The organism is Methylocystis echinoides (assembly GCF_040687965.1).
In the GTDB taxonomy this organism is placed as follows: Bacteria; Pseudomonadota; Alphaproteobacteria; order Rhizobiales; family Beijerinckiaceae; genus Methylocystis; species Methylocystis echinoides_A.
The window spans coordinates 3,486,041-3,505,636 of the sequence record NZ_CP156084.1 but is presented as its reverse complement, the minus strand read 5'-3'; the positions used below and the strand labels follow the sequence as shown (position 1 = coordinate 3,505,636).

Annotated in this window: 23 protein-coding genes and 1 tRNA gene; 9 read left to right on the top strand and 15 right to left on the bottom strand. The window is 64.5% G+C overall.

Annotated elements, in window-relative coordinates; all coding sequences use genetic code 11:
- Positions 1–40: 40 nt before the first annotated feature.
- The 4 genes from RVU70_RS17215 to RVU70_RS17200 all read right to left on the bottom strand — a co-directional run bounded on the left by RVU70_RS17215 (position 41) and on the right by RVU70_RS17200 (position 3,621).
- On the bottom strand, positions 41–1,213 hold the full coding sequence (locus RVU70_RS17215; protein ID WP_363348496.1) for an HWE histidine kinase domain-containing protein: 1,173 nt from the start codon (positions 1,211–1,213) through the stop codon (positions 41–43).
- Between the two features lie 111 nt (positions 1,214–1,324).
- Positions 1,325–1,705 (bottom strand): response regulator, encoded by a 381-nt coding sequence (locus RVU70_RS17210; RefSeq protein ID WP_363348494.1) that lies wholly within the window; start codon positions 1,703–1,705, stop codon positions 1,325–1,327.
- Between the two features lie 619 nt (positions 1,706–2,324).
- Positions 2,325–3,065, bottom strand: a complete 741-nt coding sequence (locus tag RVU70_RS17205) for a class I SAM-dependent methyltransferase (RefSeq protein WP_363348492.1) — start codon at positions 3,063–3,065, stop codon at positions 2,325–2,327.
- Positions 3,066–3,536: 471 nt separating this feature from the next.
- Positions 3,537–3,621: transfer RNA gene (locus tag RVU70_RS17200), tRNA-Leu, on the bottom strand.
- Positions 3,622–3,769: 148 nt separating this feature from the next.
- Between RVU70_RS17200 and RVU70_RS17195 the strand changes: the two genes are divergently transcribed.
- Both RVU70_RS17195 and RVU70_RS17190 read left to right on the top strand, forming a co-directional pair.
- Positions 3,770–4,348, top strand: a complete 579-nt coding sequence (locus RVU70_RS17195; protein ID WP_363348490.1) for a YqaA family protein — start codon at positions 3,770–3,772, stop codon at positions 4,346–4,348.
- 3 nt (positions 4,349–4,351) lie between these two features.
- Entirely contained in the window at positions 4,352–4,843 is a 492-nt protein-coding gene (locus tag RVU70_RS17190) for a disulfide bond formation protein B (RefSeq protein WP_363348488.1), read from the top strand.
- On the opposite strand, the gene RVU70_RS17185 is transcribed toward RVU70_RS17190, so the two are convergent.
- Positions 4,840–5,472, bottom strand: coding sequence for an SGNH/GDSL hydrolase family protein (locus tag RVU70_RS17185; RefSeq protein WP_363348485.1), 633 nt, complete (start codon positions 5,470–5,472; stop codon positions 4,840–4,842). The genes RVU70_RS17190 and RVU70_RS17185 overlap by 4 nt on opposite strands.
- Before the next feature lie 58 nt (positions 5,473–5,530).
- On the bottom strand, positions 5,531–6,718 hold the full coding sequence (gene rlmN, locus RVU70_RS17180) for a 23S rRNA (adenine(2503)-C(2))-methyltransferase RlmN (RefSeq protein ID WP_363348483.1): 1,188 nt from the start codon (positions 6,716–6,718) through the stop codon (positions 5,531–5,533).
- Between the two features lie 194 nt (positions 6,719–6,912).
- Here rlmN and RVU70_RS17175 point away from each other — a divergent pair, with 194 nt between their 5' ends.
- Together RVU70_RS17175 and RVU70_RS17170 are read left to right on the top strand one after the other, a co-directional pair.
- On the top strand, positions 6,913–8,148 hold the full coding sequence (locus RVU70_RS17175) for a glycosyltransferase (RefSeq protein ID WP_363348481.1): 1,236 nt from the start codon (positions 6,913–6,915) through the stop codon (positions 8,146–8,148).
- The gene (locus RVU70_RS17170) at positions 8,142–8,507 is read left to right on the top strand and encodes a protease inhibitor I42 family protein (RefSeq protein ID WP_363348479.1); all 366 of its coding nucleotides are present in this window, start codon (positions 8,142–8,144) and stop codon (positions 8,505–8,507) included. The genes RVU70_RS17175 and RVU70_RS17170 overlap by 7 nt, the downstream gene beginning before the upstream one ends.
- Before the next feature lie 3 nt (positions 8,508–8,510).
- Here RVU70_RS17170 and RVU70_RS17165 read toward each other — a convergent pair whose 3' ends face one another.
- The 6 genes from RVU70_RS17165 to RVU70_RS17140 all read right to left on the bottom strand — a co-directional run bounded on the left by RVU70_RS17165 (position 8,511) and on the right by RVU70_RS17140 (position 12,577).
- A complete protein-coding gene (locus RVU70_RS17165; protein ID WP_363348477.1) occupies positions 8,511–8,756 on the bottom strand; it encodes a hypothetical protein in 246 nt (81 codons plus the stop codon).
- A gap of 15 nt (positions 8,757–8,771) precedes the next feature.
- Positions 8,772–9,017 (bottom strand): hypothetical protein, encoded by a 246-nt coding sequence (locus tag RVU70_RS17160; protein WP_363348475.1) that lies wholly within the window; start codon positions 9,015–9,017, stop codon positions 8,772–8,774.
- A gap of 39 nt (positions 9,018–9,056) precedes the next feature.
- Positions 9,057–9,197 carry a hypothetical protein gene (locus tag RVU70_RS17155; protein WP_363348473.1) on the bottom strand — a complete coding sequence of 47 codons (141 nt, stop codon included), beginning with the start codon at positions 9,195–9,197 and terminating at the stop codon, positions 9,057–9,059.
- Positions 9,198–9,300: 103 nt separating this feature from the next.
- A complete protein-coding gene (locus RVU70_RS17150; protein WP_363348471.1) occupies positions 9,301–9,513 on the bottom strand; it encodes a cold-shock protein in 213 nt (70 codons plus the stop codon).
- 281 nt (positions 9,514–9,794) lie between these two features.
- Entirely contained in the window at positions 9,795–11,576 is a 1,782-nt protein-coding gene (locus tag RVU70_RS17145; RefSeq protein WP_363348469.1) for a porin, read from the bottom strand.
- A gap of 128 nt (positions 11,577–11,704) precedes the next feature.
- A complete protein-coding gene (locus RVU70_RS17140; protein ID WP_363348467.1) occupies positions 11,705–12,577 on the bottom strand; it encodes a methyltransferase domain-containing protein in 873 nt (290 codons plus the stop codon).
- 228 nt (positions 12,578–12,805) lie between these two features.
- On the opposite strand from RVU70_RS17140, the gene RVU70_RS17135 reads away from it, so the two are divergent.
- The 4 genes from RVU70_RS17135 (at position 12,806) to RVU70_RS17120 (ending at position 15,809) form a co-directional block, all read left to right on the top strand.
- The gene (locus tag RVU70_RS17135) at positions 12,806–13,336 is read left to right on the top strand and encodes a L,D-transpeptidase (RefSeq protein ID WP_363348465.1); all 531 of its coding nucleotides are present in this window, start codon (positions 12,806–12,808) and stop codon (positions 13,334–13,336) included.
- 353 nt (positions 13,337–13,689) lie between these two features.
- Positions 13,690–14,193 carry a YbjN domain-containing protein gene (locus RVU70_RS17130; protein WP_363348462.1) on the top strand — a complete coding sequence of 168 codons (504 nt, stop codon included), beginning with the start codon at positions 13,690–13,692 and terminating at the stop codon, positions 14,191–14,193.
- Positions 14,190–15,020: a pyrroline-5-carboxylate reductase gene (gene proC / locus RVU70_RS17125; RefSeq protein WP_363348460.1), complete on the top strand. Its 831-nt coding sequence runs from the start codon at positions 14,190–14,192 to the stop codon at positions 15,018–15,020. Before RVU70_RS17130 ends, proC begins: the two co-directional genes overlap by 4 nt.
- A 123-nt stretch (positions 15,021–15,143) precedes the next feature.
- Entirely contained in the window at positions 15,144–15,809 is a 666-nt protein-coding gene (locus tag RVU70_RS17120; RefSeq protein ID WP_363348458.1) for a TetR family transcriptional regulator, read from the top strand.
- A 51-nt stretch (positions 15,810–15,860) separates the two neighbouring features.
- Here RVU70_RS17120 and RVU70_RS17115 read toward each other — a convergent pair whose 3' ends face one another.
- From RVU70_RS17115 to RVU70_RS17105, 3 genes are read right to left on the bottom strand one after another with little or no spacing between them, the layout of a single operon-like run.
- A complete protein-coding gene (locus RVU70_RS17115; RefSeq protein ID WP_363348456.1) occupies positions 15,861–17,231 on the bottom strand; it encodes an ATP-binding protein in 1,371 nt (456 codons plus the stop codon).
- A gap of 8 nt (positions 17,232–17,239) precedes the next feature.
- The gene (locus RVU70_RS17110; protein ID WP_363348454.1) at positions 17,240–17,983 is read right to left on the bottom strand and encodes a response regulator transcription factor; all 744 of its coding nucleotides are present in this window, start codon (positions 17,981–17,983) and stop codon (positions 17,240–17,242) included.
- The gene (locus RVU70_RS17105) at positions 17,980–18,492 is read right to left on the bottom strand and encodes a MarR family transcriptional regulator (protein ID WP_363351389.1); all 513 of its coding nucleotides are present in this window, start codon (positions 18,490–18,492) and stop codon (positions 17,980–17,982) included. The genes RVU70_RS17110 and RVU70_RS17105 overlap by 4 nt, the downstream gene beginning before the upstream one ends.
- Before the next feature lie 201 nt (positions 18,493–18,693).
- On the opposite strand from RVU70_RS17105, the gene RVU70_RS17100 reads away from it, so the two are divergent.
- On the top strand, positions 18,694–19,566 hold the full coding sequence (locus tag RVU70_RS17100) for a branched-chain amino acid aminotransferase (protein WP_363348452.1): 873 nt from the start codon (positions 18,694–18,696) through the stop codon (positions 19,564–19,566).
- Positions 19,567–19,596 lie beyond the last annotated feature (30 nt).

Below are 19,596 nucleotides of genomic sequence, written 5' to 3'. Positions count from 1 at the left end.
GCAGTGGGCGCGCGTCAGAACGCGTTTGGCCGGAAAATCACTAGTTGGCCAAATTTCTCAAGGGGATCCGCATCAAAACGACCAAGCCCTCAGATCGCCACTTATGCCTAAGCTCGCCCTTCAGCTGACGGACAATCGTGGTGTGGGATAATCTCGTGCCGAAGCCGCTGGTCTCCGGCGGTTGATCAAGGGACGGGCCCCCACGTTCAGACCAGTGAAGAACCAGCCGTTCCGATCTAACGCGCCAAGAAAGCCGAACGCTTCCGTCTTCCGACTTTAGCGCGCCGTATTTTTCCGCGTTCGTTGCAAGCTCGTGAAGCACCAGCGCGACGCCGCTGGTGGCGCGCTCTCCCAACACAATAGCAGGGCCTTTAGCGACAAAGCGGCTTCGCCGGTCGGGCAACGCATGTGGCCGCATGATCGTTTCCACGAGATCCGCAAGGACGCCTTCAATCGTGGCTTCGTCGACGGAGCTGCGCCGCGCCAAGGCATTTGCTTCGGCGAGCGCTCCCAGGCGGCCCGAGAGGATCTTCGACATCTCGGCCGGAGTGGTCGCCGCCTTCTCGCTGACGCGTACGATCGAGGTGGCGACGGTGAAGAGATTCTTCACGCGATGGCTCATCTCCTTGATGAGCGTATCCTGCTGCTCCAAGGTTTCTTTGAGTTCGCGCTCCGAGGCGAGCATTTGCAAAGCGATCCCGACAAATGCCGCAAGCTCGGTCATCACGCGAGCATGACCGCTATCGAGATAGCCTTCCTCGTCGGAAACGATCCAAAGCGTTCCGAGCGGCTCCTTGCCGCCGATATGAAGCGGCACCAGCAACACTTCGGGGATGACGATGTTTTCCCTGGAAATCCAGTCGTAGACGCGCTCGGGATGCGAGGCCAGGACCGGTCTATTCAGGTCAAGGGTAACGCCACAGGGGCTGAAATCTCTTGGCGTCGTGCTATTTTCAAACGGCGCCAGCACCCCGCACAGGTGGCGCCAACGGAAGACCCCCGGCGCCGGCTCTTGTTCGTAAAGGCTAAGGCCAGCGGATACGCCGCCCGTCAATTCAAGGGCCAGGTCCACAAACCGCGGAAGGACCTCTGCTGGGTGATCGGCCATGCGTCCGGCCAAATCCAGCAGCGCCAGCTTTTCCTTGGGCGAACCCATGTCCTTTGGAGGACGCCTGTCTAATTCGTCGGTGATGTATACGTCAGTTTGGACCAAAGGTGACTCCCCTCCGCCATCGTCGCGCGGGGCCAATGCTCCTGCTCTGTTTCTGTCAACTATGGGCGGCTCGGCTTGTGTCCAGCCTCAGATGCGCCTTTTTGAGGACGGCTACCGCCACCAGGCCACTGTGACGCCGGCAGGTTGCTTGACAGTTTGGCTAATGGCCATCTGCAGACGGGTCGCGTTCCACGGCTTCCCGAGTGCGACGACGCCGCCGGACTGGTCCATTTCATCGGCGTCCATCAAGCCTGTGACGAAGACAACGGCCGCGCCGGCAGCCCTCAAGATTTCGTTCACCGCCCGAACGCCGGATCCCGACGACCCGAGCCTGATATCTGAAATAATCAGGTCGGGAGGGGCGATTTTTCCCATTGCGATCGCCTCAGCCTCGTCCATTGCGAATGCAATGTCGCTAAATCCCATATCGCTGCTCGCGATTTCCAGATCCGTGCCGATGATTGCGTCGTCCTCAATGATCAGAACACGCATCCGACACCCTCGTGGAACCACCGAATTGGGTTAACATAAGCCTAATCGGTGATTGGGCAACGCAAGCTGGCAGTTCTACGTAGGAATTTCCGTCCCCTTGGCGGAATGTTTGTCCTCTCTTCAAAGAGCGCTGGGCTCGGGTTGCAGCCAGACGGCCGGTTCCCTCAGCAGCTTGCTGTGCGTAATTTTCCAAAACGAGCGAGACAAGACGCCACTTAGATTATCAGCCGCCCCCAAGTTTCCGATAGGCACGGGGCTTTTCAATACACGGGAGGCGTCAGGGGTTCGCGATGCCCTCCAGCGACTCGGAAAAAGTCAGACAATTCGAGCAATTCCCAGCGCCGATGGCCGCGTTAATCTGCAAGCGCCAGCATAGTTGACGTATTTTGCGCGTTCCTGTTTTAACCCCGCATCGGGCGTCTTTCAGGCCCTTCGATCAGCCGCACACAGACCTAGCTGGCGCCCTAGGTCCGTATTTCCAACAGCTATACGTTTCATTTTCAATATGTTACTTGCGCTCTTCGAAACGATTAAGTGAACTCGGCGGCCTCCTTTTGCGGGCAGGAGGCAGCCTTTTTTCGTCATGCGACGATCGCTCTTGGAGCATTTGTCGGGCGACTCACTTTTGAAGGACAACGTAATGCCCTTCGGTTAGATGCCCACCTTTCAAGCGCCAAGACATCTCGCGCAAGCTCGCCGAAATGAAGCCGTAAGCCCCTCTATAAGTCCTTAGCGTTTCGGCATGAATCAGGGGTTTCGGCTCGAACCTTCTCTCAAAAACGCCAGTGCATCTGAATCCGATTTTTTCCGCCGTGGCGATGACGGCAGCGACAGGCATGTCCTTCTCCGTGACGCCGAACTCTTGGACCGCTCTTAGGGCCTCCGGAGTTTGGGATTGACCCGTTCCAGGTTCGGCGGTGATGACAACCCCGTTGGGTTTCAATGCTCGATAAACCGACGTTAAAGCGGCATGCTCTTCTTCCGCATGGTGCAGGCTATCGTAAAACACGGCGCAGTCGAATTCTTCGTCGAAATCCAGGCTCTCGTAGTCTGAAACGATTGGCGTGAGCATAGTCGCGCCATACCGCTTTTTATTCAGTTCGATGAGTTCAACCATATCTGGGGAGATATCTTGCGCTGTTACTTGGTAGCCCGTCAGCGCGAACAAGCAACTCGTCCATCCGCTTCCCGCGCCCAAATCAAGAAGCGTGGCTGGCGGCGCGGGAAGCAATCTCATGATCGTGCCGATATCAGACAAAAGATAGCCACACATCGGCTCGGAAAACGGCTTGTTGAGAATGTGCTCCCGCTCTTTTGGACCAGCCCTTCTGATGTAATCTATCTCGCCTAGCTTAGCCATTCTGATTCCTTAGGCCCGCCGACGGGAATTGACAGAGAACTCGGAGCGGAAGGCTTGTTCACGCCCTAATGCCAAATAGGGTTCCTGCCAAGCGTCCGGCGCGAGGCCTTTGGAAAATCTGATTCCTTCAGGATCGCGCAGCACATATGCCGCATGCTCCCGCAGCATGCTCGTGCCGGCTTAGTTTGCGTCTATCAACGGCCGCTGGCGCACGCTTGAGAGCGCCTTTTGGCGCCGTTGTCGTTCGCGCCGGGAGAAGCCTACCAGTTCGACTGGAGCGGACCATGACGGTGAAGGTCGCGCATGAGCGGGCCTTCGCCTTCTTCAAGGGCTCCTGCGGCTGGCCACGGGTAGGTAGGGAGACGTGGGCGACGCCCGCCCGAAAAAATGCCGGAAAGCGGCGGAATAGAAGAGAGTTAGCGAGCGGATATGGAGGATGCGGGGGGATTTGGGAGGGCCAAAAATGGCAGTTGGTGCCCCTGGCCGGAGTCGAACCAGCACTCCTTGCGGAACTCGATTTTGAGTCGAGCGCGTCTACCAATTCCGCCACAGGGGCTCAGGCGCGACCGGAATCAGCCGACCGGAGCGCGAGCGGCCGGATATTAGCGGGGCGGAAGGGGCCGTCAAGCGGCGCGCTCGCCTTCTTTAAGTTAAACTTTTCATGCTATGGCCTCTGCAAACGCGCCAGATGGCCTCGAGGAAAAATGAAAAAGCTTTACGACTGGACCATGTCGCTTGCCGCCAGCAAGCACGCGCCGCTTGCGCTCGGGGCCATCGCTTTCGCCGAGAGCTCGTTCTTCCCCGTGCCGCCCGACGTGATCCTCGTGCCGATGACCCTCGCCGAGCCCAAGAAGGCTTGGCATTACGCCATTCTGTGCACCATCGCTTCTGTCGCGGGCGGGGCCTTGGGCTATGCCTTTGGCTCGCTCTTCTACGACACCATCGGCCAGTGGCTGATCAACCTCTATGGCTATGGCGAGAAGATGGAGGCGCTGCGCGCCTTCTACGCCCAATGGGGCGCGATCTTCATCCTCGTGAAGGGCTTCACCCCCATTCCTTATAAGCTCGTGACCATCGTCTCGGGGCTGCTGGCGTATAATTTCCCCCTCTTCATTGTGCTCTCCATCATCACGCGCGGGGCGCGGTTTTTCGTGTTGGCGGCGGCGATCAATCGCTTTGGCGATCCCATCCGCGACAAGCTCGAGAGCCATTTCGGCCTCTTCGTCGGTTCGCTTGCCGTGGTGGTGGTGGCGGGCTTCGCGCTCGCCTCGAAGATGTTCTGAAGCGTGACGAGGGTCTTTACGAGCCAGCGCCATCTCGCCGCGGCGATCTTTGCCGTTTCCGCCGTGACGATCGCCGGCGCCTGGACCTATGAGTGGCTCGGCTATCCGCCCTGCGAGCTTTGCGTCAAGGAACGCATTCCCTATTACGCCGCCTTCGCGCTCGCCCCGCTCGCCGCTTATGCGGCGCAGGCGGGCAGGGCGGGGCTCGCCCGCAGCGCCTTTGCGCTCATGGCGCTGCTGTTTCTCGCCGACGCCGCTCTCTCGATCTATCACTCGGGCGTGGAGTGGAAGCTTTTTCCCGGCCCCTCGGACTGTTCCGGCGCGCTCAGCACGGCGGGCTCGATGGACGATTTCATGAAGCAGCTCAAGAGCGTCAAGGTCGTGCGCTGCGACGAGCCGGCGGTTTATGCGCTGGGCCTCACGCTCGCCAACTGGAACGTCGTCATCACGGCGGCGCTCGCCTGGCTCGCCGCAGTGGGCGCGAGATCCCGCTAGCCGATAATCCGCGCGCTGCGCTCCCAGCCGCCGTCGCCGGTGGCGGCGCGGACGATCGCCTTGGCGATTTTCTCGCCGCCCGCCGACGAGGGTTCGATCGGGTTGGCGTAATCCGCCGCGGCGCTGCAGACGAGACGTAAGTCGATAATCGTGAGCCCATGCTCGACGCCGATGCGAATGATCGCATCGTTGAACGGCGACAGCGCCGTGCGGGCGACATGCTGAAATTCACGATCGGGGAAATTGCCGGAATAGATCGTGCAAATCGACGCGTGCCGGTCGACGTGGAGGCAGCTGTCGAGCATCACGCGGTAGGCGTCCTCGAAAGTGCGCGCGGCGTCGCCGATCATCGCGACCGCCTGGACGCTCCTTGTCACCGGCGAGTCGAGCAGCGGGATGAGATCGAGCACGTCGTTTCCGCCGACGCTCACGATCAGCCGGTCGACGTCGGCCGGGAGCCGGGAGAGCTGCCCGGCGATCCCGTCGATCCTTGCGCCGTCCACGGCGGCGAGCGTGGCCCGCCAGCCAATCGGAATACGCTTCCTCACCTGCTTGATGACCGCCGGTCCGCCGACCGTATAGGCTTCGTTGTCGAAGATGGAGTCGCCGACGAGAGCGAGATGCGCCATTCCTGTGATCGCCTTGCGCCGCCGCCCCAGCCCTGGTGACGATATAGGGCGCGCGGCGTCAGCCGCCTTCCGCAGCGAGCCGCGCTCGCGCCCGCAGCTTCTCGGTCTCGCTCTTCAACTGGCCGCAGGCGGCGAGAATGTCGCGGCCGCGCGGCGTGCGCACGGGGCTGGCGTAGCCGGCGTTGAAGACGATGTCGGAGAAGCGCTCGATCGTCTCCCAGTCGGAACATTCATAGGGCGCGCCGGGCCAGGGGTTGAAGGGAATGAGATTGATCTTCGCCGGCACGCCCTTGAGAAGCCGCACCAGCTCGCGCGCCTCGGCGGGGCTGTCGTTGACGCCCTTGAGCATCACATATTCGAAGGTGATGCGGCGGGCGTTGCTGGCGCCGGGATAGTCGCGGCAGGCCTGCAACAGCTCTGCTATCGGATATTTCTTGTTGAGCGGCACGAGTTCGTTTCGCAAGTCGTCGCGGACGGCGTGCAGCGAAATGGCGAGCGCCGGACCGCAGTCCATTCCGAGCCGCTCGATCTGCGGCACGACGCCCGAGGTCGAGACGGTGATGCGGCGCTTGGAGAGCGACAGCCCGTCGCCGTCCGCCATGATCTCGATCGCCGCCATGACGTTCTCGATGTTGTAGAGCGGCTCGCCCATGCCCATGAAGACGATGTTGGAGACGGCGCGAACGCCTTCGCCTGAAGGCACGAGCCCGTCGGTCGGCCGCTCGCGCTCCGGGAAGTCGCCGAGCCGCTGGCGCGCGACGAGAAGCTGGCCGACGATTTCGGCCGTGGTCAGATTGCGCACGAGCTTCTGCGTGCCCGTGTGGCAGAAGCTGCAGTTGAGCGTGCAGCCGACCTGCGAGGAGACGCAGAGCGTGCCGCGGTCGCTCTCCGGGATGTAGACGCACTCGACCTCGGCGCCTTTATCTTGCGCATCGAGCGGAGCGAGGCGGAGCAGCCATTTGCGCGTGCCGTCGACGGAAATCTGCTCCTCGACGATTTCGGGCAGCGCGAGATCGAAAGAGTCGTCGAGCGTCGCGCGCAGCGCCTTCGAGATGTTCAGCATCTCGTCGAAGCCGCGGGCGCCGCGGAAATAGACCCAGTGCCAGAGCTGGGAGACCCGCATCCGGATTTCCCGCTCGGGCAGGCCCAACGCGCGCAACGCGTCGGCCATGCCGGCGCGGGTCATTCCGGCAAGCGACGCCTTGCCGGAGAGCTTGGCGGCGACGGCGGTGTGTGACAAAGTCATATTCGATCCCTGGAGCGTAGCGCTCTAATTTGGCTCCGGCGCCGGCGGCCGGGCGAGCCCGCGACGAAAAGATGCGCATTTCCGCCCGTTTTATCCAGGGTAAGGAATAGACGAAACTGCCTGAGCGCAAAATCCTCATAGCGACCTTCGGGTCGCTTGGCGACATCCATCCTTTCGTCGCCCTGGGCCATGCATTGGCGCGGGAGGGTTTCACGCCGGTAATCGCGACCAGCGCCGTCTATGCGGCGTATATCGCGGGCGAGGGGCTCGCCTTCGTCCCGATCCGGCCCGACGCCGAGGATTTGATGGGTCGGCTCGGCATGGACTTGAGCGACATCGCCCGCAAGATGGCGGAAGATGACAAGTTTCTGTTCGATTCGCTGATTTTTCCTCATCTTCGCGAGAGCTACCAAGACCTCCTGGCCGCCGCCGACGGCGTCGAGGCCATTGTGTCGCACAGCCTCGCCTTTGCGGCGCGCCTCGTCGCCGAGGCGACGGGGGCGCCGCTCATCACCGTGCTGCTGTCGCCGATGATGCTCTATTCGGCCTACGACCCGCCGCTCGGGTCGCGGGCGCCGCTGCGCCGCGCCCCGGCCTGGCCGATCGAGATCGCCTTCAACCGCCTGCTGTTGTGGTCCCTGGCCCAGGCCGTGGCCTTCTGGGCCGAACCGCTTCGGCGGCTGCGCCGCGAACTGGGGCTGCGCCCCCGCTACGGGCTCGATCTGTTGCTCGGGTCGAAGTCGTCGAGCGCCGTCATCGGACTGTTCAGCCCCGTCCTGGCGCCCGCGCAGCCCGATCACGGCTCGCGCACGCTGATCGCCGGCCATACCTTCCACGACCGCTATCTGGGGGCGGGGGAGCTTGCGGCGGACCTTGCGGATTTCCTTGACGCCGGGGAGGCGCCCATCGTTTTCACGCTCGGCAGTTTCGTGACCCTCGCCCGAAAGGATTACTACCGCGAATGCATGCGCGTTGCGTCGCGGCTCGGGCGACGCGCCGTTTTGCTTGTCCATGAAGACGAGGTCGCGGATCTCGGCGCCGATCTCCCCGCCGGCGCGTTCGTCGCCGCCTATGCCCCGCATTCGCGCATCTTCCCGTGCGCCGCCGCCGTCGTTCATCACGGCGGCATCGGCACCGTCGGGCAGGCGATGCGCGCCGGACGCCCGCAGGTAGTCACGCCCTTCCTCGGCGATCAGTTCGACAACGCCGAGCGGCTGGCGCGGCTGGGGGTGGCGGAGATCGTGGACGGTAAGACGGCGACGGCCGACGGCCTCTGCCGCGCGCTCTCGCGCCTCGGCGACGGCCATGCGACGCGAGCCAAAGAATTGGCGGATGGCGTGCGGAAAGAGGACGGGGCCGCGGCCGCCGCCGCCCGTATTGCGGGCCTGGTGCGCAGCGAGCGTCTGACGCAGCCGCTGGCCTCATGTTGAGGGGCGCGACCCTGCTGGCGTCGATGGCGCTCGCTGGCGCGACGGCGGCGCAGGACTCGCTGCGTCTGGACTCGCTGCATCTCGCGCCAGGCGCCAGCGCGGTCATCCAGCTCAAGGAGAACCCGTCGACAGGCTATGTCTGGCGGATCGACGAAGCCGCGGGCGCCGGGCTCGACGCCGTGGCGATCGTTGACGGCGGGCGCCGCCCCGGCGCCCGTCTGCCCGGCGCGCCGGGAACGCATCGCTGGACGGTCCGTGCGCTGAAGCCGGGCGTGGTGATCATCCCATTCGCCTATCAGCGGCCGTGGGAGCCGGCCCCGGTCGAAACGCGGCGCATTCGGGTCGTTATCGCCCCGTAAAGTCTATTTGCGGCGACGCAAAGGAAAGGCGCTGTCGTCGTAGAGCGGGCGAATCTGCTTGCCGAAATAGTGCGTGTCGTTGATCTCGAGCGTGGACCCCTGGAGAATTTCCGGCGCGAGGTCTTCGATGGCGAAGCGGATCGCCTCGGCCGCCTGGTCGAAGCGCCGGAAAACGAGCGCCTTCTGCTTTCGATGGGCGCTCTTGGCGTAGTAAAGCGACGCCTGCTCGAAATAGTCGCTTGCTTCCATGCAGCCTCCGGGGGATCAGCTCGCCCGTTCCAGCGCGCCTTCCAAAACGACGCGCTCCTGCCCGTCTCGTTCCGACCGAATGCGATATTGCAGGCCCTGTCCGCCGTCGGGCAGATGGCGCGTCACGCGGAAGTGGCCCCGCTCGCCGGAGGGGCTCGGCCGATACGCCACAATAACGCCGACCTCGAATTTGTGGGTAGGGACGGCGGTGGGCCGGGCCCGACGATAGCGCTCGCGCGCATTGATGTAATCAGTCGTCATTGGCCGCCTCTTTCTGTCTGGGGAGTAGGCCCGGCGCCGTCACTTCTTGGTGCGGTCCTGGGCTTTCATCTTCTCGATCGTGACCCAGGGCGCGCCGACGCTCGATGCGGGGGCGCTCCCTGTCTTCTCCTTCTTCGGCTTTTTTGCTTCGCGATTGCCGCGGCGTTGCCCTTTGGACATGTCCGCCCTGCCTTTTCATCCGAGAGACAGACGTCGGTGGAAGCGGCAAGGCCGCCGCTTCCGATGTTTGAGGCTGTCGCTTGGCAGCCCGCTCGCGCCGGCCTTAGCTCTGCAGCTGGAGCATGTCGGCGGAGAATTTGCCGCTGCGCTTGTCGACGAACAGCTCGTAGCCGACCTTCTGACCCTCCGCGAGGGACGGAAGACCGGCGCGCTCAATCGCGCTGATGTGCACGAAAACGTCCGGACCGCCGGCTTCCGGCTGAATGAAGCCGAAGCCCTTATTGGAGTTGAACCACTTTACAGTGCCAGTTTGCATGGAACGTCCTTTCCAGGAACAGTTGTGCGGCAGCGTCCGCCGCCGCGGTAGATCGAAGTTCTGGAGAGGAAGACACAAGCCGACGCGCCAAATGGCGTGAAAGAAAGTAAGATCGTCCGGCCGAAACCCGATATATTGAATATAGACGAGGCTCCGCGGAATACAATTGCCGCTGTCGTTTTATTTTTCTCGCCTGCCTTTTGGGCCCTGATTCTTCTTGACGGCTCCCGCGATCTTGTCTGCCGCCACGGCGAAGACGCCGCGGCGACCTTAAGTGGCTGTCACCAATAGACCTGCGCCCGCGCCTCGAAGAGATTCGAATGCGCGCCGTTGATAAAGGCCCCCTGGCGCGCCGGGACGCCCGACGCAAAGAGGAAATAGTCGTTGAGCGGGGCCGAGGCGTGCAGAACGTGGGTCCAGTTGAGTTGAAAGTGGAATCCATTGTCGGGATACCAGTTCAGTCCCAGCGTGGCGTTCTCCTGGCGGCCGCCGACGACGCCGGCGTTTGCAATCGCGCTCGCGGCCGCTGGATTTGGCGCGATCAGGGTCGTGTAAGCGAGCATGTTGGAAAGACCCGTTCCCGAGTAGGGCCCGCTATTGAGATCTAGGGCGCTGAAGCGGGCGGCGAGACCCAGGGCGCCGACGCCGCCCTCGCTCAACGGGTGTTTGATCTTGATCTGCGTGAAATTGGCGCCGATCTTGTCGCTGACGTTATAGGCGGCGGCGCGCTCCTCGCCGGTCACATACCATTGGCCGTAGACATAGTAGCCGCTGAAATAATGCGATGCGCCGCCCGGCGCGAAAGCGCCCGCGAGACGGGAGAGCGCAATGTTGGTCTCGTTGCGATTGACCCGCTGGCCGAGATATTCGGCCTGCAAAGAGAATGGTCCATGCGCGGCGGACAATTCGACGCCAAAAGCCTCGACATTGTTCACGCAATGACCCGAAGCCGCCGTCGCCACGCCCGGGAAGGCGACGGTTCCGCAGGAGAGATCGGGCGTCCCGAGCAGGCCCTGGTTGAGGATGTAATTCTCGGAGCGGATGCGGTTGCCGAGCCGCAGCACACGATCGTCGGAGAGGCCCGTCGCGCTGTTGGGCTGATGGAAGCGGCCCGAGACGCCGACATGCAGCAAGTCGTGCTCGTCCTTGATCGGCGCGTAGGTCAGGCGGCCGGTCAGGTCGAAATATTGCCCGCCGCCGGTCGCGACCCATCCCGAGCGGGCGGGGAGGCCGAAGGGCGCTGACGTCGCCAGCGCCGGATTGGTGTTGAGGTCCTCGAAGCTGGTCGTGAAAATGCCGCCCTTCGCCGACCAATTGTCGCCATAGGCGCCGATCGCCGCGCCGAGATGGCGGCTCGGCGCGAACGCCTCCACCGCCATGGCGCGTTCGATGAAGTCGCGGAATCGCGACGAGGCCGTGAACTCGAGGCTGAAGGGCTCGAAATAGCTGCCGACGTGGATGAAGGCGGGGTCTTTGGTAAACGGCAGGCTGAGCGCGGGGTGCTGAAAGGCGATGTAGAAATCGCGGATCCCGCCCTGCACCGGCGCATTCAACGGCGCGCCATATTGCCCGCCGGCGAAGTCGTATTGCAATTTGTAGAACCAGTATTTCGCGGCCTTTCCCTCGACTTCGAGGCGCACCTGCCGCACGCCGGCCTGTCCGGACCAGCCGTTGAGCGGCTGCGTCGCGGCGCCGCCGTCGAACTGCATGCGGCCGCCGATCTTGAAGCTGTAGGCCTTGTCCGCCGTTTCGGCGTAAAGGCCATTCTTGAAGGAGACGAAGACCGGGGGCGGTGCGGGCGATCCGCTGGCGGCGCCGGCGTTGACGACATTCGCGGCGGCCGCCTGCGCCTCCCCAGCCTGCTCCTTCGCCTTGCGCGCCTCGCGCCGCAGCTTGGCGATCTCGGCTTCGAGCGGCCGCAATTTGGAGACTTGCGACTCCAGGGCGCGCAGCCGCGCCTCGATCGCCTCTGAATCCGTGGCGGCCTGGGCGAGCGTCGAAGCGACGACTGCGCCGCCGATCATCGAAACCGACAGTGTTCTGGGCGATAGACGTCGAGCCATGCAATTCTTCTCCGAAAGACAATCCAGAGAGGAGCTATGGCAAACGGCGGCTTCGCTAGTTTTTCCGCGAAAACCTCATTGTTTATGGGTCTTTTCTCGCCTGTGAACAGGCGAAACGCCAGCGGGGATTATGTTTCCGAAGAATGGCGGCCCGCCTTCATCGCCTCCTCGAGCCGCATCGTCGCCGAGCCGGGCTTCGCCGGCTTCTGCTGGCTTTCATGGGGCGCCCAGCCGGAAATCCAGACGATCTCGAAGCTCGCCCGCACGCGTCCGTCGGGATCGGAGAAGCGCTCGGCGTAGATTTGCGCCGCGCGCGCCAGCACGTCGCGGCGCAGCGGCTTCGACGCGCGTTTCGCCAGGACATTGGCTGCGCCCATGGCGCGCAGGTCGGCCATCAGGCCGAGCGCCGAGTCGTAGCGCAGGGTGAAGCTGTCGACGTCCGAGACCGGCAAGGCGAAGCCGGCGCGTTGCAACAGGCCGCCCATGTCCCGCACGTCGACGAAAGGCGAGACGCGCGGGCTGGCGCCGCCGGTGATCTCTTCCTCCGCCTGCGCCAGCGCGACGCGCAGCTCGACGAGGCTCGCGCCGCCCGGCAGACAGGCGAGAAACAGGCCGTCCGGCGCGAGGATGCGGCGCACCTGAGCGAGCACGCCCGGCAGGTCGTTGACCCACTGCAGCGCCATGCCGCAGACCACCAGATCGAAGGAGGCGGGCGCAAAGGGCAGGGCCTCTTCATCCGCGATCACGTCGCCGCCGTCGCGGCTCGCACGCAGCGGCGCGGCGCGTCCGCTCGCGACGATCGCCTGCGCGAAATGCTCAGCCGGCGCGCCGAGGTCGAGCGAGCGCGGGAATTCGCGTTTGACCGTCAGGAGCCGGTCGAGCAGATCGTCGGCCGCCCGCGCCACAAGAAAGTCCGGCGCCCCCCGGGCGATGGCGCGGCGCAGCCGCCGGCGCAGGAGAGCGCGGTCGAAAATATGCGGAGGCGAAGGCTGATTGGTCATGGCTTTGTCCATCGCGCTCGCCGAACAACCCGGCAAGCGCCTTGGCGCGAAGGGTTTGCGCGCTTCATCTAGGTACATATCGGTCGGGAATCGCGCCGTCGGCGCAGCTCCCGAAGGTTTTAAGGTTAAGCCCTAACCGCAAGTTGCGGAACGCTTGGACAGCATGGAGCCAAAGCCAACATGCTGCGTTAGTCATCCGCTTCTTGCGTTCAGTAAAAGGTGTGTTCCATGCGTACCGCGTTCTCTCGAGTTATCCCTCCGCTCTTCGCCGCCGTCGCCGCGCTTGGCGCCGCCGCCCTCCCGCAATCGGCTTCCGCCCGCGACACCGTCTCCTTCTCCCCCGAGGTCGAGCCCGGCACGATCGTCATCAGCGCGAGCCAGCGCAGGCTCTTCTACGTCGTGCGCCCCGGCGTCGCCATCCGCTATCCGGTCGCCGTGCCCAAGCGCGGCAAGGAATGGTCGGGCTATGCTTCCGTGGACGGCAAATATCTTCAGCCGGACTGGTCGCCGCCGTCCGTCGTGAGGGCCGATCATCCGGAACTGCCCAGCCTGATTCGCGGCGGCTCGCCGCGCAATCCGATGGGAGTCGCGGCCTTGACGCTCGACCGCGGCGAGGTCGCGATTCACGGCACCTCGGCCAAGATGCGCGCCTCGATCGGCACGGCAGCGTCGTACGGCTGCATCCGTATGCTGAACGAGGACGTCGCTGACCTTTACTCCCGCGTGAACGTTGGCTCGCCCGTGTTGATGCGGCCCTGATCGACCGCCTGGCTGGCGCGATGGAGGCTTCCTCACGCCAGCCTGAAGTAAAGGCCGACTTCTCCAAAGATTTTTGTCGCGCCGCTTGCGTGTATCTGTGGAATGAAGCGTGCAGCCCATGGACGGGGCTGGGCGAATCCCGCAGTCTGCCCCCGAGTTGACGCGTGCTTCGCGTCTGAACCGTCACGCGTTTCTGAGGCAGGTGGAGTATATTGGCTCGAGCGCTTGATTCGTCGGCCGCGAAAGCTCTTCTCGAAAGGAGGCGCTTGTTAGCCTTTGGTCTCGTGATGCGTCGCCCCCCTCAAGTTCGTTACGTCGCCGCGTCCTGCTGACACCCCGATGAAGGTTGGCTCATGCTGATCGCTAGAGAAAAAGAAACGGAACGCGCCGAGCATCCGGTGGATGTTGTGGAGCAACTCGCCGCCACAAACGACTGGATCTTCGACCGTGAGGACGAAGACGAAATTTCCATCGCCGTCACGGGCGCCTGGACCGAATATCAGGTGGCTTTCACCTGGCTTCCGCACATCGAGACGCTACATGTCAGCTGCGCCTTCGACCTCAAGGCGCCAGAGCGGCGTCGGAGCGACGTCATGGCGCTCATCAATGCGATCAATGAGCAGATGTGGATCGGCCATTTCGATTTCTGGCCGCAGGAAGGCGTCGCGATGCATCGTCACGGCCTGATCCTGTCCGGCGGGGCGCAGCCCTCCGCATCTCAATGCGCGGCGCTGCTCGACAACGCATTGACCGCCTGCGAACGCTATTATCAGGCGTTCCAATTCGTGCTCTGGGCCGGCAAATCGGCGCGCGAGGCGCTGGACGCCGCCAATTTCGAGACGAAGGGGGAGGCGTGAATCCGAGGCTGAAGGGCGCCTCCGTTGCATTGATCGGGGCAGGCAACATGGGCCTCGCCATGCTCGAGGGCTGGGTCAACGAGGGCCTTTCCGGCAAGGACGTCGCCGTCGTCGACCCGAAGCCGTCCCAGCGCCTGCGCGATTTTTGCGCCGCCAAGGGATTCCTGTTGGCTGCGGCGCCGGGCTCTGACGCATCGCCGCGCGACGCCGTCGTTCTCGCCGTAAAGCCGCAAGCGCTGGACGCGGGGGCAGGGGCGGCCGCATCCTTCGTCGGAGCGGGTTCCGTCGTCGTGTCCATTCTTGCGGGAAAGCGCATCGAGGACATTGCGGCGCGTCTGCCCGCCGCGAAAGCGATTGTGCGCGCCATGCCGAACACGCCGGCCGCCATCGGGCGCGGCATGACCGGCGCTTTCGCCAGCGCCGGGACGCGCGAGGACCAGCGCCTGCTCGCCGACGCGCTGCTGCGCGCGGCGGGGCAGGTCGAATGGGTGGACAGCGAAGGACTGATCGACGCGGTGACGGCGGTGTCCGGCTCCGGTCCGGCCTATGTGTTCCTGCTCGTCGAGTGCCTCGCCGCCGCAGGGGTCGAGGCCGGTCTGCCCAAAGCCCTAGCCGAACGGCTCGCGCGCGTCACGATCGAGGGCGCTGGCGAGCTGCTCCATCGCCAATCGGAAACCAGCGCCGAGACGCTGCGCCAGCGTGTGACCTCTCCCGGCGGCACGACTGCCGCCGCTCTGGGCGTGCTGATGGCCGACGATGGCCTGGCGCCGCTCATGGCCAGGGCCGTGGCGGCCGCCAGGAAACGCGCCTCGGAGCTTTCGGGCTGAAAAACGTGCGCTCGGCGTGATCCTGGATCGAAAAGGACGCCAAGACGGCGCTTTTTCGCCTTGCCCCACTGCGGCCCGGCAATAGATTAGCGAAAGAGACGAAAACCGACATCGGAGACCATGATGAGCACTCGAAACAGGGTGATCGACGCCGCGCTGAAGCTTGCGGCCCGCCGCGATTTCGGGGACGTCAGCCTGACCGACATCGCCCAGGAGGCGGAGATTTCACTCGCGGATCTGCGCGACCTCTTCCCCTCGAAGGGCGCGATCGTGGGCGGCTTCTCGCGCCGCATCGACCGGCAGGTGCTGGATGAATTCTCGGGCCTGAACTCTCACGACCCGGCGCGCGACCGGCTCTACGACGTGTTGCGCAAGCGGCTCGAGGCGCTGGAGCCTCACCGCGACGCTCTTTCCAGCATCGGCCGCTGGGCGGCGCGCGATCCGCTGACCGCGGCGGCGCTCAATCGCGAGACCGTCAACTCCATGCGCTTCATGCTGGAGGCCGCCGACATCGACTGCGACGGCCCGGTGGGCTCGCTCAAGCTCCAAGGGCTCGCCATGGCGTGGGGCCGGGTGCTGGACGCCTGGTTCGAGAACGGATTCTCCTTCGCGCTCGAGACGCTCGATCGGGAAATCGCGCGCGGCGAGCGCTACGTCGAGCATGTCGAGGATTTCGCCCGCATCACGCGGCCATTCACCGACATGGCGAACAGGCTGTTTGAGTTGGGCGGCATGCGACGCCGTCACGGGCACGCGGCGGACGACGACCACCCGCACTCGCACGCCTGAAGCAGCCGCCTCGAGGCTCCTGCTCCCGGACGCGGAGAGAGGGGCGCTCGTTCAGATCGGCAGCGTCACCGTCGCCCGCAGTCCGCCCAGCGGGCTGCGGTCCAGGTCGATCTCCCCGCCATGGGAGCGGGCGATGTCGCGGGCGATGGCGAGACCGAGGCCGGAATTGCCATTGTCCTGATTGCGCGACTCGTCGAGGCGATAGAAGGGCCGGAAGGCGTCCTCGCGCCGCTCGACCGGGATGCCGGGGCCGTCGTCGTCGATATGGATCGTCATCGTCTCGCCGTCGTTGTCGAGAGAGAACTCCAGCTTCTGCCCGTAACGCTGGGCGTTGCCGACTAAATTGGCGAGCAGGCGCTTGATCGCCGCTGGCCGGGCGTCGAGCGTCGGGTCGCCGTCGACCTTCATCGTCACGCCGATGCCGCGCCGTTCCGTGTCGGCTTTCAGCTCCTCGAGGATCATCCGCATGTCGGTCGGCGCCGAAGCCTCGCCGCCGTCGCCGCGGGCGAAGGCGAGATAGGCCTCGACCATCCGCTCCATTTCGTCGACGTCCTTGCGCATCTCGCGCGCTTCGTTGCTCTCGCCCATGAGCGCCAGCGAGAGTTTGAAGCGCGTGATGATCGTGCGCAGATCATGCGAGACGCCGTTGAGCATCGTCGTGCGCTGCTCGATGGCGCGCTCGACGCGCCGCTTCATCTCCAGAAAGGCGGCGCCGGCCTGGCGCACTTCTCGCGCGCCGCGCGGGCTGAACTGCACGTCGCGGCCCTTGCCGAACTCCTCCGCCGCCTGCGCCAGCCGCAGGATGGGGCGGATCTGATTGCGCAGAAAGGAGGTGGCGATGGCGAGGATGATGATGGAGGCAATCGCCATCCACATGAAGAAAATATAGGAGTTCGAGGCGTAGGCGTGGGTGCGCGTGACCAGCATCCGAAGCGTCGCGTCGTCGAGGGCGACGCGGATTTCGATCAGATTGCCCGGCACATTCGTGTTGATCCAATAGGGCTGCAGGAGCTTGCGTGAGAGCTCCCGGCTCAGCGCCTTGTCGAGCAAGGCGAAGAGCGACGACTTCGTCACAGGCGGCGGCAGCGGCTCCCTGGGGAGGATCGACAGCTCCATGTTGAGATCGAGCGCCGCAATGCGCCGCAACTGGCTGTGCTCGGCGTCATCCGGGAAGGTCCGGTAAATATCGACAACCGCCGCCGCCTGACGGGCGACGCCCGCTGAGAGGCGATAGGTCACGACCTCCCAGTGGCGCTCCATGAAGACATAAGCGACCGCAGACTGCAGCAGCACGACCGGCAGGATGACAATGAGCAAGGCGCGCGCATAAAGGCCCTTCGGCATGCGCGCGTGCAGCCAGTCGGCGAAATTGCGCCACAGTTGGCGCGGCGCGGACAGGACGTCGTTGATCACAAGCGACATGAAAGCCTCTAGCCTTGCATTTTGAGCGGCGGCTCGACGAGCAGCCGGTAGCCTTGGCCGCGCACCGTCTGCAAATGCCGAGGCGCGTTGGGGTCGGTCTCGATCTTGCGGCGCAGGCGCGCAATCTCGACGTCGACCGTCCGCTCGGCGGCGCTGTGCTCGCAGGCGCGACTCGACAGAGTCTGCCGCGAGACAATGGCGCCGGCATGTTGAACAAGCGTCTGCAACAGGTCCCGCTCGCGCGTCGTGAGTCGAACGGGGTCGCCGGCGCGCGTGAGTTCGCCCCGCGCCGGATTATAGGCGAAGGGGCCGAAACGAACCAAGGGATCCGCCGCCTCGGCGCGCCGCGCGCGGCGCAGGATGCTCGCGATTCGCAGGGACAATTCGCGCGGATCGAAGGGCTTGGCGAGGTAGTCGTCCACGCCGGCCTCCAGCCCCTCGACGCGATTTGCGGTCTCGGCGAGGGCGGTGAGCATCAGGATCGGGGCCGAGCGCAAGGGCTCCGGCCCGTCGCGCAGCCGCGCGGCGAAGGCCGTGCCGCTCTCGCCCGGCATCATCACATCGAGCACGATGAGGTCGAAGGCGAAGTCGCGCAGCCGCTCCGAGGCTTCTCGCGTATCGGCCGCCGACGACACGAGATAGCCCTCGCCGACGAGATAGCGCGCGAGCAGCGAGCGGATGCGCTTGTCGTCGTCGACGACGAGTATGTGGGCGCCTTTCGACGGAGCGGCGCGCGTCGCGGCGACGCTCATGATCGCGCGCTCCGGCCAATGTCGAGACGGCCGAGATGGGCGCGCACGCGCGCGCGCTCCTCGGGGTCGAGCATGGCGAAGAGAAACTCCGCCGCCGCGCCACGGGTCTCCGCCGGAAGCGATTCGAGCACGCGGCGGAAGCGCGCCGATTGCAGCGCGGCCAATTCGCGGGCGAGCTGGCCGCCGCGCGGGGTCGGGTAAAGCAGCCGCTGGCGCCGGTCCGCCGCGCCGGCGCGCGCCTCGACGAAGCCGGCGTCGAGGAGCTGCTTGAGCACGCGGTTCAAGCTCTGCTTGGTGATCTTGAGAATGTCGAGCAGCGAGGCGATCGTCAGGCCCGGCCGGCGGCTGACGAAATGCAGCACCCGGTGATGGGCGCGGCCGAAGCCGTAATTCTCGAGCAGCCGGTCGGCGTCGCCGACGAAGTCGCGATAGGCGAAGAAAAACAGCTCGACGAGATCGAGCGCCTCGGCGTCGTCCTCCAGAGGCGGCGCCGCGCGCGCGCCGCGGATCGGTTCGACGGCGCCTTCAGCGCCCCGCGCCGCGGTTTTTCGCTGCAAAAGCTCGCTCAAACGCCGGCTCCGGGCTGGTCTTTCCGTAACACGCCTTTACGTCAGCTATATTGACATATTTCCGACCGATGGCTAGTGCTGACGCGCAGCGTCCACGCGGCCCTTCGGCCCCTTCCGGACGTGGCATTCCCGGAGCCTGCCATGAGTGTCCCGCCCTTCGATCAGCGCGACGGATTCATTTGGTATAACGGCGCGCTGGTTCCCTGGCGCGACGCCAAGCTGCATGTTCTCTCGCATGGCCTCCATTACGGCTCCTGCGTCTTCGAGGGCGAGCGCGCCTATGGCGGCAAGATCTTCAAGTCCACCGAACATTCGGAGCGGTTCAAGCGCTCGGCGGAAATTCTCGATTTCGAGATTCCCTATTCGGTCGAGGAGCTCGACGCCGCCAAGGACGAGACGCTCAAGGCCAATAACCTCCTGAACTCCTATGTCCGGCCCGTGGCCTGGCGCGGCAGCGAGATGATGGCGGTCGCCGCCCAGCACTCGACCATCCATGTCGCCATTGCGGTGTGGGACTGGCCGAGCATGTTCGACATCGCGACGAAGATGAAGGGCATCAAGCTCGACATCGCCGAATATCGCCGGCCCGACCCGCAGACGGCGCCTTCCATGGCCAAGGCGGCGGGCCTTTATATGATCTGCACCATTTCGAAACATCGCGCCGAGCGGCGCGGCTACGCCGACGCGTTGATGCTCGACTGGCAGGGGCGGGTGGCGGAATGCACCGGCGCCAATGTGTTCTTTGTGAAGGACGGCGCGCTGCATACGCCGATCGCCGACTGCTTTCTCGATGGCATCACGCGCCGCACCGTCATCGACCTCGCCAAGCAGCGCGGCGTCGAGGTGATCGAGCGCCGCATCATGCCGGAAGAGATGGCGAGCTTCGAGGAATGCTTCATCTGCGGCACGGGTGCGGAAGTCACGCCGGTCGCAGAGGTCGGACCTTACACTTTCGTTCCCGGCGCGCTCTCCCGCGCGCTCGTCGAGGATTACGACAAGGCGGTCAACGCCTGATCCTTCGGCGTCGATCCTGATGATTCGAGC